Origin of the sequence: Parabacteroides sp. TM07-1AC (assembly GCF_003480915.1) — a bacterium.
Lineage (GTDB): Bacteria > Bacteroidota > Bacteroidia > Bacteroidales > Tannerellaceae > Parabacteroides > Parabacteroides chongii.
In genome coordinates this window covers 32,716-53,636 of sequence record NZ_QUKD01000017.1, presented here as the reverse complement: position 1 = coordinate 53,636, position 20,921 = coordinate 32,716, and the positions used below count along the sequence as shown (strand labels likewise).

The window sequence follows — 20,921 nt, the reverse complement described above, 5'->3', positions numbered from 1 at the left end:
AATTGGTATTATAACATTGATTTATAGACATAGTTCTTCAAAGACTCTGGCAAAATATATTTTTATTAACCTAATAAGATGTCTATGATGAAAAAGTTAACTTTAGCAATGCTATTCCTATTTATAGGAATCAGTATGGTGATTGCTCAGACGAGGCAAGTAACAGGTACCATTATTTCCGCAGAAGACAATGAACCCATTATTGGTGCTTCTGTAATAGTGAAAGGTACAACTATCGGCACAGTATCGGATCATAACGGTGCCTTTTCATTGGAAGTTCCCAACACCACAAAGACTCTGATGTTTTCTTATGTTGGAATGGTTGGAAAAGAAGTTCCGGTTCAAAACATTATGCATGTCGTGTTGAACACAGCTTCAACCGAGTTGGATGAAGTTATGATCGTTGCTTACGGAACAGCCAAAAAATCTTCATTTACAGGTTCCGCTGCAAATATCAAAACTGAAAAACTGGAAAATCTTCAGGCTGCTTCATTGACAAAAGCTTTAGAAGGTGCAGCTCCGGGTATTCAGGTAACGGGAAGTACCGGTATGCCGGGAGATAATGCAAAAATCCAAATCCGTGGCGTTGGCTCAGTAAATGCATCGAACGATCCGTTATATGTTGTAGACGGTGCACCGTTCGACGGTGATATCAGCACGATCAATACAGAAGATATTTCCAGTATCACAGTATTGAAAGATGCCACTTCAGCAGCTTTGTATGGAGCCCGCGGCGCAAATGGCGTAGTTATGATCACGACCAAGAAAGGAACCTCCGGAAAGGTTCAATTGAATGCAAAAGTAAATTTAGGTGTCGTTTCACGTGCAATTCCAGAATACAACCGTGTAAGCACAGGAGAATACTATGAATTAATGTGGGAAGGCTGGCGTAATGCATTGGTAAACAACAATGGATATACACCCGAACAAGCTGCTGCAACGGCTAGCGGAGGCGATAAAAATGGTATCGTTGGTAAATTAGGAGGATATAATAGCTATAACGTAGCAAACGACCAGTTGATCGGAGCAGATGGAAAGCTGAATCCTAACGCCCGTCTGTTATATAATGACGACTGGAATAAAGAGTTATCACGTACAGCTTTACGTCAAGAATATAATGTCTCCGTAAATGGAGGTGGACAGAACTCTACATTTTTTGCTTCTGCGTCCTATACAAATGAAGAAGGAATGGTTAAATGGTCTGATTTCGAACGCTTCACCGGACGCGTCGGATTAACGAGCCAAATCAATTCATGGCTGAAAGTCGATGCTGGTTTATCCGGTGCGACTTCCAAGCAAAACGGCTTCCTGGCAGAAGGTTCTTATACAACCAATCCGTTCTATTATGGACGTATGATGGCTCCGATCTATCCGATCTATCAATATGACGGCAATGGACAAATTGTCAGAAATGCGAACGGTGATATTATGTATGATATGGGTGGAGGTAATTCTCCTTATGCCTGGGCCGGCCATACACGCCAATATGCGCCCAATTCAAACCTGATGGTTACCTTACCGCTCGATGACCGCTCTACAGAACGTAACATGATTTCCGCTCGTGTATCTGCTGAAATTAAATTCCTGAAAGATTTCACCTTGAAAATTTCCGGTAATACAGATATCAGCAATGACTACAAAACGACTTACCAAAATAATATGTATGGTGATGCTGAAGGCGTATCCGGACGTTCTACCAAGAACTATATCAAAAAGAATTCATATACATTCAACCAGATCCTGACCTGGAACAAATCATTCGGAGACCATAATTTGGCATTGCTGGGAGGACATGAAAACTATATGTATACATATCGTTATCTGGAAGCTACCCGTACAGGTTTTACTGTTCCGACAACAGAAATCGTTGCCGGTTCCGTAGCGGAAGGTTCTACTTCCTACACGAACGAATACAGTTTGGAAGGTTATCTGTTCCAGGCAAATTATGATTATGCCAATAAGTACTATTTGTCCGGTTCATTCCGTTACGACGGAACCTCCCGTTTTTACAAAGATGCCCGTTGGGGTACATTCTGGTCATTGGGAGCTTCCTGGCGCTTGAGTGAAGAAGATTTCATCAAAGATATCCATTGGATCGACAACCTAAAACTGAAAGCTTCTTACGGACAGCAAGGTAACGACAATATCCTGGACGAATGGGGAGATCCGATCTATTTCGGATGGCAGAGCCTGTATTCGTTTGATGATAAAAACAACGGAACTCTGAACGGTGCCGTTCATAACCAGCTTTTGAATAAAAAACTGGAATGGGAGAAGAACTCCAATTTGAATGTTGGTGCTGAGTTTGCCATGTTCGACTTCCTTCGCGGTGAAATAGACGTATTCAACCGTGTATCCAGCAACTTGTTGTTTAAAGCTCCGAGACCACAGTCTACCGGTATCGAATATATGTGGCAGAACATCGGAACCATGCGAAATACCGGATTGGAAGTTTCATTGGGATTCGATATTTTCAAAAAAGACAATTTCCACTGGGCCCTTGACTTAAACGCCACATTCTTTAAAAACAAAATCACAAAGATGCCAAAAGACTCTGACGGCAAAGCACAGGAGATCATTAACGGAACCAAAAAACTTTCTGAAGGACATTCTATTTATGAATTCTGGTTACGTGAATATGCAGGTGTAGACCCCGAAGATGGTAGCGCTCTATATTACAAAGATATTGAAGATGCCAACGGCAATGTAACAGGCCGTGAAACAACTAAAGACCAGAATGCAGCCAGCTATTATTATATGGGTGATGCTATACCTGACCTGTATGGTGGCTTCACAAACAGCTTTAGTTATAAAGGCTTCGATTTATCCATTTTCTTCAGCTATCAGATCGGAGGTCAGATGTACGACTCCAATTACCTGGGCTTGATGCATCCGGGATCATTTGGTACACACTGGTCTACGGATATTCTGGACCGCTGGCAAAAACCGGGTGACATAACAGATGTTCCCCGCTTGCAGAATAACTATACGGCTGCCAATGCAGCATCTTCACGTTGGTTGACAAATGCCAGTTATCTGGCTCTGAAGAACGTAACGCTTTCTTATACGTTACCGAAAACTATCCAGAAAAAACTGGATATGAAGAACTGTAAGATTTTCCTGACCGGCGATAACCTGTTCTTGTTGAGTAAACGCAAAGGTATGGATCCGCAACAGAGTTTCAACGGAACAGCCGATTATACATACGTGCCGAATCGCGTAGTAAGTTTAGGTATTAATGTCACATTCTAAAACATGTATCAAGCAATGAAAAAAATATTTTCCTATATTATAATCTGTTCATCCCTGCTGATGGCTTCGGGATGCGGCGAGGACTATCTGGAAAGAGTTCCGACTAACAGTGTTACAGACGAAGACCTGTTCTCTACGGTAAATGGTGCGGAAACTGCACTGAATGGCATTCACCGTTCCACGTATGCTTATTATGACAATCACGGACGGTTCGGTCAAAAATCTATCGATATCATTATTGATTTCATGGCGGATGATTATCTGCAATTGGAACGTGGATATGGCTGGTTCGTTTCCTGGTATCAATATCTGAATAACCGGAATATCAACTCTGCTGATTTGGAATTTGCCTGGTCCTACTATTACGATATTATCGATAATGTCAATTTGCTCCTGGCAAACGTAGACAATGCTTCCGATGCGGCATTAAACGAAAGTCTTGTCAAAAATATTAAAGGACAGGCATATGCTTACAGGGCTTACTCCTATTGGCAATTAGTGCAAATGTTCGCTTATCGCTATGATTATAATGGAAATAATACCCAACTGGGAGTTCCATTGGTATTGGATAACAGCGGAGAATCCAAGCCCCGTTCCACAGTTCAGGAGGTTTATGAACAAATCTTCAGTGACATCGATCAGGCAATAACATTACTGACCGAATCAGACGAATCCCGTCCGAACAAATCACATATCAACCTGAATGTGGCACAAGGTTTCAAAGCCCGTTTTGCTTTGACTACCGGTGATTGGGCTACTGCTGCCGATATGGCAAACAAGGCACGTCAAGGCTACGAGTTGACCAGCAACTATAAAAATGGATGGAATGATTCGAATGACAGCGAATGGATTTGGGGAGCCCTTTTGATCGATGAGCAACAGACTAGTTATGCATCTTTCTTCTCACATGTAGACCCTAATTTCGGAGGATATGCCTCGATGGGCAGTTTCAAATTAGGAAGCACGGAGATCATTGGTTATATGGCGGATACCGATCAGCGTAAACAATTGTTTGATGAGGACCGCGTAGGCTACAAATTCACTGGTTTCGGAGACTGGACTAACGATTACATCTACATGAAATCCGGAGAAATGTATCTGATCGAGGCAGAAGCTCTCGCGCGCCAGAATAAAGATACAGAGGCACAGGATGTTATTTTTGAACTGACTAAAAATCGTGATCCGGAAGCTCAGAAACCGACTGTAACAGGTGAAGCTTTAATCCAGCACATTTTGATGGAACGCCGTTGCGATCTGTGGGGAGACGGTTTCCGCCTGTTCGATATCAAACGTTTGAATATCGCTATGGACAGACGCAACAAAGGACATAACGAAACATTCTGGGACAAAGCCGGTTACTTTGAAGCAGGAGCAAAAGAACTTCTGTTCCTGATCCCAAAACAAGAAATGGACGCCAATCCGTTGATGGAACAGAATCCATTATAACGAAAAGGATATTCCGTTTTTCAATAAATCAATAAAGCCTTAATTAAAAACCTATTATTTACAAGACACACATTAATTTTGACAGCCGGGATTTGTAGTGATATAAGTCCCGGCTTTTTTAATTCCGTTTTAGCCACAAAGAGAAAAAGCGATCATAAACCATATAAAAGGCTCCTTCTTTCGTAACGAAATCTTTCTCCAGCAATCCTTTTAGTGCCGATTGAACCGAACTACTCGACGGCAAACTATATTTATGGATAAACTTCCCGGAAGTCAGCGCCGTTGCTTTTCCTTCCTTGCAAATGGCAATCATCAATTCTTTTTGTTTTTCCGGTAATTGATAAAGCAATTCGGAATAAGTAAAGGAATAAGAATCCAAAATAAAGTCCACGGCCTGTTCAATCATCTCGCTATTACAAACCTCTCCTTTCGGAGTCATTGCAAAAAGAATATTCAATATTTTTTGCAGATACCAGGTGATTCCTTCAAAACGATCATACAAAGAATCAATGACTGCAACATCAATATTCTTTTGTGCCATTCTGAAATGATGTTGTGCAAACTCTATGTATTTCTGTTTATCGATTGCCGACAAATGTAAAATAGATACACTTTGATAAAAAGGACGGGCAGGACTAATGAACATTTCTCCCATTAAATGACGTTGTGAGCCGGCAAATATAAAATGAGCATTGTTACAATGCTGGACATAAGTACGTAGCAATGCCTCCGTATTCTTTTCCGGATATTGAGCGACCTGTTGAAATTCGTCGATTGCAACAACACAAGGCTTATCGGATACAGCCAGATAATGAAAGATTTCATCCAAAGTAGTTTCCGGTGATTTGATATCTCCCAGTTCCAAATTCCATTGTGGCATTCCCGACATATCCAATGAGAAGCCAGCCTTTAAAGAAACCAAACTATTAACAAACACTTCCCATGCCTTCCGCCCTTTCGGTTTTAAAGTAGTCAGAATCGCTTTTCCTAACTGGAAAACGAACTCACGGAGCGTTTTAGTCGCATAAATATCAATCAGGAAGGTATAATAATTCTCCTTTATTTCATTCAATTGAAAACAATGTCGAATCAATCCGGTCTTTCCCATACGCCGGGTAGAGATGATAGCCACATTATTTTCGTTGATCAGCCAACGAGACAACTCTTCCGTTTCCCTTTCGCGATCACAAAAATATTCGGGAGCGATGTAACCACTGGTTACGAATGGATTATTTATCAGTGTCATACAATTTCCTTTTTATGCAAAGATAATTATTATCTTATAATAATCATCATAGTGTAATCGGAATCCGATTTTAGTTCCATCCGGTAGAAAATAAAATTCCTTCCGAAAGAAATTTGAATTTCTCCCGGAAGGAATCTTTTTTATCTATAAAGACAACTGTCTTTACTATATACTAAATTATCAGGGTTGTTTTCCGATATAAGCCAGGATACCGCCGTCAACATACAACACATGACCGTTTACGAAGTCGGATGCATCGGAAGCGAGGAATACAGCCGGTCCCATCAAATCTTCCGGAGTTCCCCAACGGGCAGCCGGTGTCTTTGCGATAATGAAAGAATCGAACGGATGACGTGAGCCATCCGGTTGAGTTTCGCGAAGCGGAGCCGTCTGCGGAGTAGCAATATAACCCGGGCCGATACCGTTACACTGGATGTTATATTGACCGTATTCGGAAGCGATATTACGAGTCAGCATCTTCAAACCGCCCTTAGCAGCCGCATAGGCAGAAACGGTTTCACGTCCCAGTTCACTCATCATGGAACAGATATTGATGATCTTTCCGTGACCTTTTTTGATCATGGAAGGAATAACTGCTTTTGAAACGATGAACGGAGCATTCAAATCCACATCGATCACCTGTCGGAATTCGGCAGCCGACATTTCATGCATCGGAATACGTTTGATAATACCGGCATTGTTTACCAAAATATCGATCACACCTACTTCTTTCTCGATCTGGGCAACCATTGCATTTACCTGCTCTTCACTGGTTACATCACAAACATATCCTTTTGCATCAATGCCTTCCGCTTTATAAGCTGCCAGACCTTTATCTACCAACTCCTGTTTGATATCGTTGAAAACGATCTTTGCACCTGCCTGGGCAAAGGCAGTGGCCAGTGCGAAACCAATTCCGTAAGAAGCACCTGTTACAAGTGCCACTTTTCCTTCTAATGAGAAATTTACCATTTTAGTATTCGATTTATTTTAAGTCTGTAATTTTAGAAAAATCCTGATCGCCATAATCGAGGTTCTCACCACCCATACCCCAGATAAAAGTATAGTTGTGAGTAGCAGCCGCACTGTGGATAGACCATTCAGGAGATAAAACAGCCTGGTCGCCTTTCATCCAGATATGACGGGTTTCGTCTACTTCACCCATAAAGTGACAGATAGCCTGATCTTCAGGGATATCGAAATAGAAATAAGCTTCCATACGACGGCTGTGAACGTGTGCCGGCATCGTGTTCCATACACTGCCCGGTTTCAGTTCGGTCATACCCATCTGCAACTGGCAGGTCGGCAAGACCTGATTCACGATCATCTTGTTGATATTACGGTCGTTCGACATTTCCAGCGAACCCATAGCGGCCACAACGGCATCCGCCTTCGTCACTTTCTTATCCGGATAGTTACGATGAGCCGTGGTAGAATTGAAGTAGAACTTAGCCGGATTCTTCGGATCCTTGCTTTCGAAAGTTACTTCACGGTCGCCCGAACCCAGGTAAAGCGCTTCTTTAAAATCCAGCTCGAATGTAGCATCACCGGCTTTCACAATACCGGGACCGCCAACACTGAAAATACCCATTTCACGACGGGTCAGGAAATAAGGAGCTTTCAACGGATCGATCGCTTCCAGTTTCAATACTTCGCCGACAGGCATAGCGCCACCTACGATCATTCGGTCGTACATGGAATAAACCATATTCACTTCATTCGGTGCGAAAACCGTTTCGATCAGGAAATCCCGACGAATACGTTTCGTATCATATTGCTTTGCATCTTCCGGATGCGCAGCATAACGCAATTCATAATTTGTTTTCATCTTCTTATTCTATCTTTAATTTTCAATTTTCAATTCTCCATTTTCAATTACTTAAGCGCATGATCGGCTTTTACATCACTCTCACCTTTCCAGGCACGCAGGTTCGTCCACTCCGTATAAGGAGCCGACCAAAATTCGTTGGAAGCAGGCAATCCCAGCGCCAACAAACCTACAGAACATAAATAGACACTCCCCGTATTTATATAAGACTCTGACATATCGATTTGTTCACCGGTAAAACCGACACGCAACCAACCGTTTGAATCAAAGTTCTTCGGCGACTTCATCTGGTTGCGGATCACAGCAGTCATCGCACAACGCACCTGCGCCGGTTTCACCCGTTCCGGCAATACCTGCATCAAACTAGCCTGTGCCAATGCATGGAATGCTCCAAAGCGGTAAACAATGGAACGGCCCACTACCGGGAAAGTTCCTTCCGGAGAGATAAAACGCTCCAGCTGTTCAGCATAACGAGTCAGGCGAGGTAACTGTTTTTCAGCAAAATCCGCACCTTCCAGATTATGTTTTTTCATGATCAGCAATACATCTGTCAACATCGGGTGGATCACAAAACTATTGTAGTAGTCCATATGAAAAGCCGGCCCGTCACCATACAGTGCATCTCCTTTATACCAATCGTCACGGAATTTTTTAACACCATATGTCAGACGATCCATATCACATTCACCTGTAAACTCCAACAGGGCAGCCTCAACCATAGATGCGAACAACAGCCAATTATTCTCCCAAGGCTTAATAGAACGACTGCGTTTAAACTCTGTGATCATCCATTCTTTTGCCTGTGGATCCAAATTATCCCACAATTGCGTTCTTGCACGCAAGAGACCCTGTGCCAGAAAAGCGGCATCCACCAAAGGCTGATAAGGTTTTCCAAACACCAGATAGTCGGGAGATTCCGGATTCACAGCATTCTTCAGACCTTTTACAGCCAGTTTGATATATTTATCACGCAACTGACCTTCGGGTGTATTATCCGGCCCCAATTCCAACCATGGGGAAATACCGCAGATCAGACGGCCTACAGCTTCCAAGTGAGCAAAATCACTCCTGTCTTTCGACAGAGATTCGTAAGGCATATTCTTTTTAAGCGTATTGTTGCTCAGGTTCGTCAATACCGGATCCGCAATACGGGTCAATGTTTCTACCCAAAAAGCACGGTCTTCCACTCCGCTCTGCTGTGCTTTACCATGGAAAGATAGGCACAGGAAACATACTAAAAAAGTGGTTGTTTTTATCAGATTAGTCATAGGGTCTTATTTATCTGTTAGTTTTTTTAAACGCATCAATGCTTCCACATAATAATAGTCGGCATAACTCAAAGGCACGTCTACTTCGCTGTTACCAGGGAAATGACCGGTAGAATGCATCAAAGCAAAATTACAATTGGTACCTTTTGCAGCCAGGTATTCCGGACTTGTCAGCGAGCGGACCTGCTGTTCTGCAAAATCAAGATAGCTCTTAGCTTCCGCACTCTTATCCAGCTGGCTCAGTTCGATCAAAGCCGATGCCATAATAGCTGCGGCAGAGGCATCTCTCGGTACATTCGGAATCCCCGGAGCATCAAAGTCCCAATACGGCACTTTATCAGCCGGCATATTCGGATTGTTCATGATGAATGCAGCGACATGTTTTGCCTGATCCAGATATTCCGGTTTTCCTGTTTCACGGTACATCATGGTAAAGCCATACAAAGCCCACGCCTGTCCGCGAGCCCATGCAGACTCGTCTGCGGCTCCCTGATGCGTCTGTTTCTTATGAGGAACACCGGTTATCGTATCATAAGACACCACATGATAACAGCTATAATCATCACGGAAATGATTGTTCATTGTTTTATCGGCATGGGAGATAGCCATCTTACGGAAACGGTCGTCACCGGATGCTTTCGAAGCCCAGCTGAAAAATTCCAGGTTCATCATATTATCAATAATGACCGGGAATTGCCATATCTTTTTATTGAAGTCCCAGGAACGGATGGCTCCTACGCGTTCGTCATAGCGAGTTGCCAGCGAATTCGCTCCGGTCAGCATTACATCTTTATATTCCGGCTTTCCGGTCAGGCGGTATCCGTTACCATAGCTACAATACAACATAAAACCGACATCATGGCTGTAAGTGATATTTTTCACTTCCTCTACACGATCGGTATACATTTCAGCATATTTTTTTAATTCCGGTGTCGGATTGTTTTCGTACAGATACCATAACTCACCCGGGAAGAAACCGCTGCACCACCAGCTATAGTCACTGGTTTCGAGTGTACCCTCTTTATTGATCGCTTTCGGCAGACGGCCTTCCTGGTTCTCCAGGTCTTTTGCCATTAAAAGAGCTTGTTCAGTCGAGGCCTTCAGACCACGGTCGATTACATCTGCGATAGGTTCCTGCTTGGGTTGCGAATCACAAGAAGCCAACAAGGCTGTGAACGCAAACACTCCGTACGAAAGAAATTTGTTCATGATAAAAATAGATTATTAAGTTTTTAAGTTTGTGGCAAATATACAGGTTTAAATTCTAAAATTCTACATAACCGCTCAAAAAAGGCAATAACCTTGAATTTATGATAAAAAAAGAGCTAAAGCTTAACCTCATTCTCTGCCTGTAATATTTTTGCAACACCAATGTAACATTTACTTCAAAGCGCCTTAACCTGTTCTTAATACATGTTACCTTACTTTGCACTCAGAACAAACAGGTAAATGACGTGAGAAAGTTTTTTGAAAAAATTGTAGAAGGAGGACTCCTGATCAGTGGAAGTGTAACCAGTTTCACGATTCTATTGATTGTCTTTTTTCTTTTTAAAGAAGCATCCGGTCTTTTCAGCAGTCCGGTAGTTGAAGAAGGATATGTACTTGCCGTGAATAAGGGGAATGACGTAAGTCATCTTTCACCGGAAACGATCATGGATATTTTCGATGCCAAGATAACCAACTGGAAAGAGGTGAACGGCAAAGATGAAGAAATCCTTGTTTTCCGTTTTTCCGATCTGACACAGTATTACAGTGAAGAAGAACTGGGCGACGAATTCCAGTATGTCCCCGAAAAGATCAGTGAACTGGTCAGCAAAGAACCGGGAATAATTGCTTTCTTCCCTCAACAATATCTGGCTGAGCCTTTTGACGGGACAGTCCTCCCGGAAGAAAAGATCTCACTCTCCGATTTCTTTGCCGGAACAAAATGGTACCCGACCTCAGCACCAGCTCCTATCTTCGGATTGATCCCGTTATTATTGGGAACCTTGTTGGTCAGCATCGGGGCAATCGTTCTTTCTTTACCTTTCGGTATAGCAGTTGCCATCTACCTGGCTGAAATAGCCAACAAACGCACCCGGGAAATACTCAAACCGGTTATCGAACTTCTGGCAGGTATTCCTTCCGTTGTATATGGCTTTTTCGGACTAGTGGTAATTGTCCCGTTGATACAAAAAGGACTGAACCTTCCAGTCGGAGAAACAGCTTTTGCCGGCAGTGTCGTTCTGGCTATCATGGCATTACCGACCATTATCACCGTTGCAGAAGATGCTATGCGCACCACACCGCGGGCAATGAAAGAGGCTAGCCTCGCATTAGGAGCCACCCAATGGCAAACAATTTATAAGGTAATCATTCCCTACTCCATTTCGGGTATCACCTCAGCAGTGGTTCTCGGTATCGGCCGGGCTATCGGCGAAACAATGGCCGTACTGATGGTAACAGGGAATGCCGCAGTCATACCGACCTCGTTCTTTGAACCGGTACGAACCATCCCTGCCACGATCGCAGCCGAACTGGGAGAAGCACCGGCCGGAGGCGCTCATTATCAGGCTTTGTTCCTGCTGGGAGCCGTTCTGTTCATTATCACACTGATATTAAGTATCACGGTAGAATATATTTCATCCAAAAGAAAAATCTAAATAAGTTATGGCACCTATTCTGAAACTAGGCAATATCGATATAAAGAAACGGACTTCACAGAAACTGGCATTCGGCATATTTACGCTTCTTAGCTATCTGGTCGTCGTTATTCTTTTTCTCATCCTCGGATTTATCATTATAAAAGGAGGTAAAGTAATCAGTTGGGATTTCCTTACGGAAGCTCCCGCAGAAGGAATGACTGCCGGAGGGATTTATCCCGCCATCGTCGGTACGCTTTACCTGGTACTGGGCAATAGTCTGATCAGCTTTCCGATCGGGATCATGAGCGGTATTTATATGAATGAATATGCGACAAACGGAAAACTGATCCGTTTCATCCGTATCATGACAAACAATCTGAGCGGTGTCCCTTCAGTGGTGTTCGGTTTGTTCGGTATGTCCCTGTTTGTTGTTACATTGGGGTGGGGAGACTCGATCATTGCCGGTTCATTCACACTGGCATTGATGTCGTTGCCGCTGATTATCCGTACCACGGAAGAGGCCTTGAAAAGTATCGACGACTCGTTCCGTCACGGGAGTCTGGCACTGGGAGCTACCAAGTTACAGACTATCCGGCGAGTGGTACTCCCGATGGCTTTTCCGAATATCATTACCGGGCTGATCCTGTCGGTGGGACGTGTATCGGGAGAGACGGCTCCTATCCTGTTCACTGTAGCCGCCTACTTCCTGCCTCAGCTGCCGGAAAGTATCTTTGACCAATGTATGGCATTGCCTTACCATCTGTACGTAATTTCAACCAGCGGTACGGACATCGAAGCATCCCGTGGAATGGCCTACGGAACAGCATTGGTCCTGATTGCAATCGTGTTAGTTGTCAACTTACTTGCCAATGCACTGAGAAAGTATTTCGCAAAGAAAGTAAAAATGAACTAACCGATATATTACAACTACAACAATAAAAAACAACAAAAAGAATATGATAAAGATTGATGCCCGTAACGTAGATTTCTATTATGGCGACTTCCATGCCTTAAAGAATATCTCGATGCAAATTGAAGCAAACACCTCCGTTGCCTTTATCGGGCCGTCGGGCTGCGGTAAGTCCACCTTCCTGCGATTGTTCAACCGTATGAACGACCTGATCCCCGATACCCGTATGACCGGCAATATCCTGATCGACAACCGTAATATTTATGATAAGGGAGAGAAAGTGGACCAGCTTCGTAAGAACGTAGGTATGGTATTCCAGAAACCGAACCCTTTTCCTAAAACGATCTTCGAAAACGTTGCCTACGGACTACGTGTAAACGGAATAAACGATAACGATTATATCGAAGAGACAGTTGTCAAAACTCTTAAACAGGTAGTTCTCTGGGATGAGGTAAAAGACAAACTGAAAGAGTCAGCCTTCGCATTATCCGGCGGTCAGCAGCAACGCCTGTGTATTGCCCGTGCATTGGCGATCTCCCCCTCTATTCTTTTGATGGATGAGCCGACTTCAGCCCTCGACCCGATTTCCACCAGCAAGATCGAAGATCTGATACACGAGCTCAAAAGCGAATATACGATCGTGATCGTTACTCATAATATGCAGCAAGCAGCTCGTGTGAGCGACAAAACGGGGTATTTTTATCTGGGTGAACTGATCGAGTTCGATAATACACGAAAGATATTTACCAATCCGGAGAAGGAGTCGACTCAGAATTACATTACGGGAAGGTTCGGGTAATTGAAAATCGAGAATTGAAAATTAAAAGATTATATATATATGAAAGTTATAGATCAGGAGATTGCCTCCTTAAAAAACAGTATCAGCGAAATGTGGGCTTTGGTCCACCAACAATTATATAATGCCGGCGAAGCGATGCTTACCGGAGATAAGGAACTGGCTTATAAAGTGATCAGCCGCGAACGTCGTGTGAATGCTTTCGAGTTGAAGATAGACAGCGATTGCGAAGATATCATCGCCCTTTACGCTCCTGTCGCCGTCGACCTGCGTTTCGTTCTTGCCATGTACAAAATCAATACGAACCTGGAACGCCTGGGTGATTTTGCCGAAAGCATCGCCCGTTTTGCAGGAAACCTGCCGGAAGGTGCCCCCGTCGATCCGCAACTGATCAAAGAGACACGGGTAGAAGAGATGCTGAAAGAACTGCTCAATATGCTTACCCTCAGCCAGGAAGCCTTCGAAAAAGAAAGTTCGGAAATAGCCTCCCGTATTTTCCTCAAAGACAACCTGATCGACGAGATTAACCATAACTCCACCCGGATCATTGCCGACTACATCGAGAAACATCCGGGAAGCGCCCTGGTCGGACTTTATATGGCAGGTGTGATCCGTAAGATGGAACGTTTCGGCGACCATTGTACGAATATCGCCGAAGAGTTGATCTTCTATCTGGATGCTAAAGTAATGAAGCATATCGGAAAAACAGAAAATTAAAATAGGCATAAATAAGATTTGTGTTTTACGTTTCTATCTCGTAATATTGTATCCCGAAAAGGGACCAACATCTACAATACTATCGTGGAGATTCATGAAACAGAATTAATAGACGGGTTAAGAAGTGGGGAAAGTAAAGCTTACCGTACTTTATTTGACAACTATTATCATCTTCTATTTCGTATTGCCTGTCAATATGTAAGGGATGATACGGTGGCCGATACCATTGTCGGAGACGTATTATCCCATATATGGGAAACACGCACATCTCTCCGTATTACCTCTTCCCTGCAAGCCTATCTAGTCTGTTGCATACGTAACTATGCACTCAACTACCAGAAGAAAATATTCGCAGACCGGGAGATCAGCCTCGACGACTATGAAGAATATCCGGAAGCGATCCTTCAGGGTCTGTTCCTGTCTGATGAATATCCATTGGGACATTTGCTGGAAAAAGAACTCAGTGAACAAATACTCCGAGAGATAGATAAACTGCCTCGCGAAACCCGGCAGGTTTTTATCTGTAGCCGGATCGAAGAACTAGGTTATGATGAAATAGCCGATAAAGTAGGTATATCCGTCAATACTGTCAAATATCATATCAAGCAGGCTCTTGCCACTCTCCGCAGTCGTATGAAGGGATATTTATCCTCCCTACTTTTCTGATTATTTACTGCCGGATTATTTTTTGAAAAAATATTTCATTTTCCACTACCCTCGCACTATTGGAATGTTGTCTTTAGGGTAAGAAGCAATAAAAATGGATCAGAAAAGACAACAAGAATACTACGACGAACTGATTACCGGCTATCTGAACCGATCGCTTTCCCGTGAACAGGAGAAAGAACTCGGTCGTTGGGTAGCCGCTGACGAGTCTCATAAAAAATACTATTATGAGATGACCGAGTTATGGTTATCCTCATACGACATACATCATAAGAAAAAAAGAAAGAACGAAGCCGTATTCCGCCGTTTCGCCGAACAGGCCGGATTACAGAAGCCTAAGCAGCTGTTCTTACGGAAATATACCCATATCGCAGCCTCCCTGTTAATCGGAGTTTTCCTGGGCAGTGCCGGATTATACCTGTTCGACCGATCCGACCGGCAGGACGACCAGGCGATGGTACGTACCATCGAAGTACCGCTCGGTTCACGCAGCCGTCTCCAGTTGGAAGACGGAACTATCGTATGGTTAAATGCTGGCAGTAAATTCAGTTGTCAGCCCGGATTTTCCCAAAAGAACCGACAGGTAGCTTTGGAAGGCGAAGGCTATTTTGAAGTTGCCCGTAACGAAAAGCTCCCCTTCATCGTCAATGCCAAAGAGATCGATGTAAAGGTATTGGGAACAAAATTCAATGTCAAAGCCTATTCCGACGAACAAGAGATCGCCGTAACCCTGGCAGAAGGTTCCGTGAATATGATCGATAAAGCTGCTCCCTCCAATTCCGTTATCATGGTACCCCAACAGCAAGCTATATATAACAAACTGACGGGAAAAACAGAAGTACGGAAAGTTTCTACGGAGGCTGTCTGTCAATGGACCACAGGAGCACACTTCTTCAACGAGATCAGTTTCGACGAAATTGCCGGACAACTGGAAAAAGCTTTCGACGTAACATTTATCTTCCGTAATCCCGAACGCCGGCAACTTCGTTTCTTCGGAGAATTCCGCAATACGGATACGCTCGACGATATCCTGACAATCATGTCATCCAGTGAAAAATTCACTTACAGGCGCAATAACAATATCATTGAGATATATTAAAACAGTTGATAACCCCATAAAGAAAGGAGAACCAGAAAAGGAAAGAGAAAAGCACAAAAAAAGAGCCGGAAAATGTTCGCACCATTTCCCGACTCACGAGTTCATTAAAACTTAATAGTTAAATTCTAATCACATTACAAAAGTATGGAAAACATTCTTTATAAAGAAAGAAAAATCACGCTAATTGTTTGCTCCAGGCTCCAGGTAGCCCTGTTATGTTTGATACTCTTTACAGCCAGTATCCAGCAAACATTTGCAGCATTACCACAAAATCAAAAGATCACGTTGAATCTGCAGAATGTAACTCTGAAAGAAGCTTTCGAGACGATCAGGAAACAGAGCGATTACATTTTCTTTTTTGAGACCGGAGATGTCGATACCCGGCAAAAAGTCAGTCTGCAAATAAGCAGCGAATCTATCAACGATGTATTAAACCAGGTACTGAAAGGGAAAGGCCTGAAATACGAGATCAAGAACAAGCACATTATCATCAAACCGGAGAAAACACCTCAACCGGCTCAATCATCCCGCCAGTCGGGAACGATAAGCGGTACCGTCACCGACGAAAAAGGGGAACCGATCATTGGTGCCAATATCATGGTCAAGGGGACTACGAACGGGACTGTCACAGACCTGGACGGCAAGTTCACCCTTCAGGCTACTCCCGGCGATATCCTGGAGATCAGTTATATCGGCTATAACCCCTTACAGATAAAGGCAGGTACACAAACGACCCTATCCATTAAAATGACGGAAGACACACAAAATCTGGAAGAAGTTGTTGTCGTAGGATACGGTACACAAAAGAAATCGGACCTGATCAGCGCCATAAGTTCCGTTCGCGGACAAGACCTGATCGAACAACCTGTACCACGTGTCGACCAGTTGCTTCGCGGACGTGTTGCCGGTATGCAGGTCGTTCAGTCAAACGGTACGCCCGGAACATCTTCATCCATTCGTATCCGAGGAGGTAACTCCCTTTCTGCCAGTAACGAACCTCTGTATGTGATCGACGGATTTGTCGATGCCGGTGACCTTAATTCATTAAACCCGAACGATATAGAGTCCATCGAAGTGTTGAAAGACGCAACATCCACGGCCATATACGGTGCTCGTGGCTCCAACGGTGTCATTCTGGTAACAACCAAACGCGGTAAAGCCGGCAAAGCGACATTCGATGTTGAAGCTTCCTACGGTTGGCAAAAACTACCCCACAAAATCGACTTACTTTCAGCAACCGAATATGCATCCTATTTAAACAAAGTAGCCAAGATCAACGGGACGACAATTCCTTATGCCGATCCATCCAAGGTCACAGGTGTTGACTGGCAGGATGAGCTTTTCCGTACTGCTCCGGTTTACAATCTCAACTTTTCCAGCAGAGGCGGTACTGAAAAGATCAAATATCTTGTTTCCGTCAATCATTTTGACCAGGAAGGTATTATGATCGGATCCGGATTCAACCGCACAACATTCCGCACAAACGTGGATGCGGAGATCAAGCCGTGGTTCAGTATGGGAACGACCGTCAGCCTTTCTCATGAGTTCCATGATCTGTCGACCATGCCTTCCGATCCCGACAACCATTTCGAAATGGCTGTATATGGCGTCGGTATGTCTCCTATAGGGAGTGCCGTGAATGAAGATGGTTCATACAACTATACGGAGCCCAGCCGTCCGACCGGACGTAACCCGTTAGCCGAAGCATTGTTGCCGACCGACGAAAAAAACGGATATTATCTGCTGAACAATTCTTATCTACAATTCAAACTCGACCCTCACTGGGTATGGAAATCGACATTAGGTGTAAAGTGGAATTACCAGCGTGAAGATTATTTCTCACCCAGAAAAGGTTCGTACCTGGAAAAGACGAATAGTGCAAAGGCCCTCACATCCGAGAGCCAGGACCTATTGACGGAACATACGTTGACATATAATCTGAAAAAAGAGGTACATTCACTTTCCGTCCTGGCAGGTTTTACCGCCCAGAAAGGGCATGACAAAGGCTTGAATACCGAAGTCTCTAATTTTGCCAATGACATCACAGGCTTTCACGACCTGAATGCCGCACAGGTAAAAGACAAGGTAGAATCCGGTTATCACAACTGGGGATACATGTCCTATCTTTCACGTATTAACTATGCGTACGATAATCGTTACTTATTGACAGTCGTTGCCCGTTATGACGGTTCATCCCGTTTCTCAGAAGGAAATAAATGGGCTTTCTTCCCTTCCGTATCAGTAGGATGGCGCATTACGGAAGAAGCTTTCATGAAAAAGCAATCCGTCATAAACGATTTGAAACTGCGTACCAGTTACGGTCGTGTAGGTAACCAGGCTATCGACATTTACTCCACACAATATCTCTTTTCATCCGGAAGTACGATTCTAGGTGGTTCCCAAATCGTCACCTATACCCCGAGCGAAGTTCCCAATCCCAACCTGACATGGGAAAAGACCGATCAGTTCGACCTGGGTGTCGACTTCTCGCTTTTCAACTCCCGTCTAAGCGGATCTTTGGATTTCTATCATAAGAAGACACGCGATTTGCTTTGGAAAATTTCCGTCCCTTCATACATCGGACAGTCCACACAGCTACAAAACCTGGGATCATTAAAGAATACAGGATTTGAACTTTCACTGAATGCTTCATTGATCGACAATAAGGATTGGAAATGGGATGCAAACTTCAATATTTCAACCAATCGCAGTAAAGTACTGAGTCTAGGACCGGATAAATATAAATACGTAGGAGAACATTGGGGTGGTTATTACAGCAGTATACTGAAAGTAGGCGAACCTATCGGACTTTTTTACGGACAAGTATACGAAGGTGTCCTGACGCAAGAAGAAATCGATGCCAAAGGATTGAATGCCCGTCCGGGAGATGCTAAATTCAAAGATATCAAAGACGATCCCAACAACTCAACGGTCATAGGAAATGCCAACCCTGATTTCTTCGGAGGCTTCGGCACGACGGTCAGCTGGAAGGGACTCTCTTTAAATGCATTCTTCCAATACTCCGTAGGCAACGATGTCTTAAACCTGAACAGTGCTTACTTTCTGCCGGGTAATTCGGCTGTAAACTGCTACCGCGATCTGGCAGAACAGATCTGGACTCCTGAAAATCCGAACACATCGGTAGCTCGCCCGAGTAACGAATACATCTATGCGGTCGACACAAGATTTGTGGAAAACGGCAGTTTCCTCCGGTTGTCGTCCCTGACACTGGCTTACGACCTGCCGATGAAATGGTTGAGCCCCATCGGATTTTCCGCTGCACGCGTCTATGCAACAGGAAATAACCTGTTCAACATCTGTAACTACCGGGGATATGATCCGGAAGTCAGCTTATATTCAAGTAGTCCTATTTTAAGAGGTTACGATTGGGGACAATACCCAATGAACCGTTCTTTCACATTAGGCGTTAAATTTACCTTATAATACTGATAGCATATGAAAATTTTCAAAATATTACCGTTTGTTTTTCTCCTGCTGAGCTCATGTTCAGGTTTATTGGATGAAAATCCTAAAGGGGATGTTGCCGGAAGCAATTTCTTCATCGACGAAAACAATGCTCTTTCCTGTGTTAACGACCTATACAATGCATTTGCCGATGCGAATGTATATACTCGCCAGGCCATGATGGTTATGGAATTCGGGACAGACATCGGGACCCGTTCCCCGACAGACAACTGGCCAACTCTCGACCCGATAGCAACTTATACTCATAATGCATCGGCAGAGCGTATCGGATGGACATGGCGCGACGGATTCAAATATATCCGCAACGCCAACCTGGCAATCGCCAATATCGAAGCAATGGACGAGAGCTTGTTTAAACAGATACCAAAGGAACGTCTGTTGGCAGAAGCCCGTTTCGTTCGTGGTTTCCTGTACTTCCACCTGACCAACTTCTTCGGGGATCTGCCAGTAATACTCGAACCGGTAACAGATATAGATGCCTATCTGACATTAAGCCGCACTCCTGCATCTCAGGTCCGGAAGGAGGTTGCTCTTCCCGATCTGCAATATGCAGCCGAAAACTTACCTGAGTTCGACGAGTATAGCACCTCTGATGCAGGAAGGGTAAGCCGTAGCAGCGCCATCGGATTAATGGCTAAAATATACCTTTTCGAAAAAGAGTATGCCAAATGCGAAGAACTCTGTCGCCAACTCTATACTGAAGGTAAACGAGGATTACTGCCACATTACAGCGATGTATTCAATTCTAAGTACAACAACAGCAAAGAAAGTCTTTTTGCAGCCCAGGCATTAATCGAAAAGACAGAATTACCCAGTCAGACTACCTGCTACGGTGATTATACGGAAGAATCAGACAGTCCGTATAAAAACAGTGCAGCAATAGCCCCTCTTCTTCCGTTCGCTTCTTATTATGTACCGGATGAAGACAAGTGGTATGATACAGAAAACGACAGCCGCTGGAAGTTCAATTTCCGCCTGGCTTCGGAAAGTAAATACAAGGAACTTATTGCAGGAACAGGTACTACCGCCCAACATCTGGGAGCAGGTATCAAATACAAAGGAGAAATTGTACGAACTCCTTATATTGTGAAATTCTGTGATGTGGAGAACCGCCGTGCCGACCGCGAAGGAACTTCCCTGAATTTTCCTCTCTTACGATGGGCAGACGTCTTATTAATATTTGCTGAGGCTTTGAATGAACAAAACAAAACGAATGAAGCTTTTACCTATATTAATGAAGTCCGCGAAAGAGCTTACACCAACGAAGACGGGACCATCAACCCCGGTTGGAAACTACAAGGCCTGTCGCAAGCACAATTACGTGAAGCTATCCTCAAGGAACGGGCCCTGGAGCTTTGTTATGAAGGACACCGGAAATTTGACTTATTCCGTACCCATAACCTGGTCAAAGCAATACAGGGAGTTACTCATCTGAATGACATCGAATATCTTTTCTCTGAATCTTACTATCCGAAAGAAGCAGCGAAAAATGTAAAGGATTATCACGAACTGTTCGGTGTTCCTACAAATGAAATAACACTAAACAGCAACCTTCTTCCCCAGAATGAAGGTTATTAACCCCA

At 43.9% G+C, this 20,921-nt stretch carries 15 protein-coding genes; 10 read left to right on the top strand and 5 right to left on the bottom strand.

Annotated features, from left to right (window positions below; translation table 11 throughout):
• Positions 1-87 precede the first annotated feature (87 nt).
• Positions 88-3,252 carry a SusC/RagA family TonB-linked outer membrane protein gene (locus DXD68_RS23665; protein WP_158585931.1) on the top strand — a complete coding sequence of 1,055 codons (3,165 nt, stop codon included), beginning with the start codon at positions 88-90 and terminating at the stop codon, positions 3,250-3,252.
• 15 nt (positions 3,253-3,267) lie between these two features.
• A complete protein-coding gene (locus tag DXD68_RS23660; protein WP_158585930.1) occupies positions 3,268-4,698 on the top strand; it encodes a RagB/SusD family nutrient uptake outer membrane protein in 1,431 nt (476 codons plus the stop codon).
• Positions 4,699-4,816: 118 nt separating this feature from the next.
• Here DXD68_RS23660 and DXD68_RS23655 read toward each other — a convergent pair whose 3' ends face one another.
• The 5 genes from DXD68_RS23655 to DXD68_RS23635 all read right to left on the bottom strand — a co-directional run bounded on the left by DXD68_RS23655 (position 4,817) and on the right by DXD68_RS23635 (position 10,249).
• On the bottom strand, positions 4,817-5,944 hold the full coding sequence (locus tag DXD68_RS23655; RefSeq protein ID WP_075558895.1) for an AAA family ATPase: 1,128 nt from the start codon (positions 5,942-5,944) through the stop codon (positions 4,817-4,819).
• Positions 5,945-6,124: 180 nt separating this feature from the next.
• Positions 6,125-6,916 carry a gluconate 5-dehydrogenase gene (locus DXD68_RS23650; RefSeq protein ID WP_075558896.1) on the bottom strand — a complete coding sequence of 264 codons (792 nt, stop codon included), beginning with the start codon at positions 6,914-6,916 and terminating at the stop codon, positions 6,125-6,127.
• A gap of 13 nt (positions 6,917-6,929) precedes the next feature.
• Positions 6,930-7,772, bottom strand: a complete 843-nt coding sequence (gene kduI / locus DXD68_RS23645) for a 5-dehydro-4-deoxy-D-glucuronate isomerase (protein WP_075558897.1) — start codon at positions 7,770-7,772, stop codon at positions 6,930-6,932.
• Positions 7,773-7,819: 47 nt separating this feature from the next.
• Positions 7,820-9,040, bottom strand: coding sequence for a DUF2264 domain-containing protein (locus tag DXD68_RS23640; RefSeq protein WP_122363892.1), 1,221 nt, complete (start codon positions 9,038-9,040; stop codon positions 7,820-7,822).
• Between the two features lie 6 nt (positions 9,041-9,046).
• On the bottom strand, positions 9,047-10,249 hold the full coding sequence (locus DXD68_RS23635) for a glycoside hydrolase family 88 protein (RefSeq protein WP_122363891.1): 1,203 nt from the start codon (positions 10,247-10,249) through the stop codon (positions 9,047-9,049).
• 245 nt (positions 10,250-10,494) lie between these two features.
• Here DXD68_RS23635 and pstC point away from each other — a divergent pair, with 245 nt between their 5' ends.
• The 8 genes from pstC to DXD68_RS23595 all read left to right on the top strand — a co-directional run bounded on the left by pstC (position 10,495) and on the right by DXD68_RS23595 (position 20,916).
• Positions 10,495-11,682 (top strand): phosphate ABC transporter permease subunit PstC, encoded by a 1,188-nt coding sequence (gene pstC, locus DXD68_RS23630; RefSeq protein ID WP_122363890.1) that lies wholly within the window; start codon positions 10,495-10,497, stop codon positions 11,680-11,682.
• A gap of 7 nt (positions 11,683-11,689) precedes the next feature.
• Positions 11,690-12,577: a phosphate ABC transporter permease PstA gene (gene pstA / locus DXD68_RS23625; RefSeq protein ID WP_122363889.1), complete on the top strand. Its 888-nt coding sequence runs from the start codon at positions 11,690-11,692 to the stop codon at positions 12,575-12,577.
• Between the two features lie 43 nt (positions 12,578-12,620).
• Positions 12,621-13,373: a phosphate ABC transporter ATP-binding protein PstB gene (gene pstB, locus DXD68_RS23620; protein ID WP_075558905.1), complete on the top strand. Its 753-nt coding sequence runs from the start codon at positions 12,621-12,623 to the stop codon at positions 13,371-13,373.
• A gap of 39 nt (positions 13,374-13,412) precedes the next feature.
• A complete protein-coding gene (gene phoU, locus DXD68_RS23615) occupies positions 13,413-14,087 on the top strand; it encodes a phosphate signaling complex protein PhoU (RefSeq protein WP_075558906.1) in 675 nt (224 codons plus the stop codon).
• 84 nt (positions 14,088-14,171) lie between these two features.
• Positions 14,172-14,753 carry an RNA polymerase sigma-70 factor gene (locus tag DXD68_RS23610; RefSeq protein WP_233577303.1) on the top strand — a complete coding sequence of 194 codons (582 nt, stop codon included), beginning with the start codon at positions 14,172-14,174 and terminating at the stop codon, positions 14,751-14,753.
• A gap of 94 nt (positions 14,754-14,847) precedes the next feature.
• The gene (locus tag DXD68_RS23605; RefSeq protein ID WP_122363887.1) at positions 14,848-15,852 is read left to right on the top strand and encodes a FecR family protein; all 1,005 of its coding nucleotides are present in this window, start codon (positions 14,848-14,850) and stop codon (positions 15,850-15,852) included.
• A gap of 144 nt (positions 15,853-15,996) precedes the next feature.
• The gene (locus tag DXD68_RS23600; protein ID WP_122363886.1) at positions 15,997-19,296 is read left to right on the top strand and encodes a TonB-dependent receptor; all 3,300 of its coding nucleotides are present in this window, start codon (positions 15,997-15,999) and stop codon (positions 19,294-19,296) included.
• Between the two features lie 12 nt (positions 19,297-19,308).
• The gene (locus DXD68_RS23595) at positions 19,309-20,916 is read left to right on the top strand and encodes a RagB/SusD family nutrient uptake outer membrane protein (protein WP_122363885.1); all 1,608 of its coding nucleotides are present in this window, start codon (positions 19,309-19,311) and stop codon (positions 20,914-20,916) included.
• Positions 20,917-20,921: the final 5 nt, after the last annotated feature.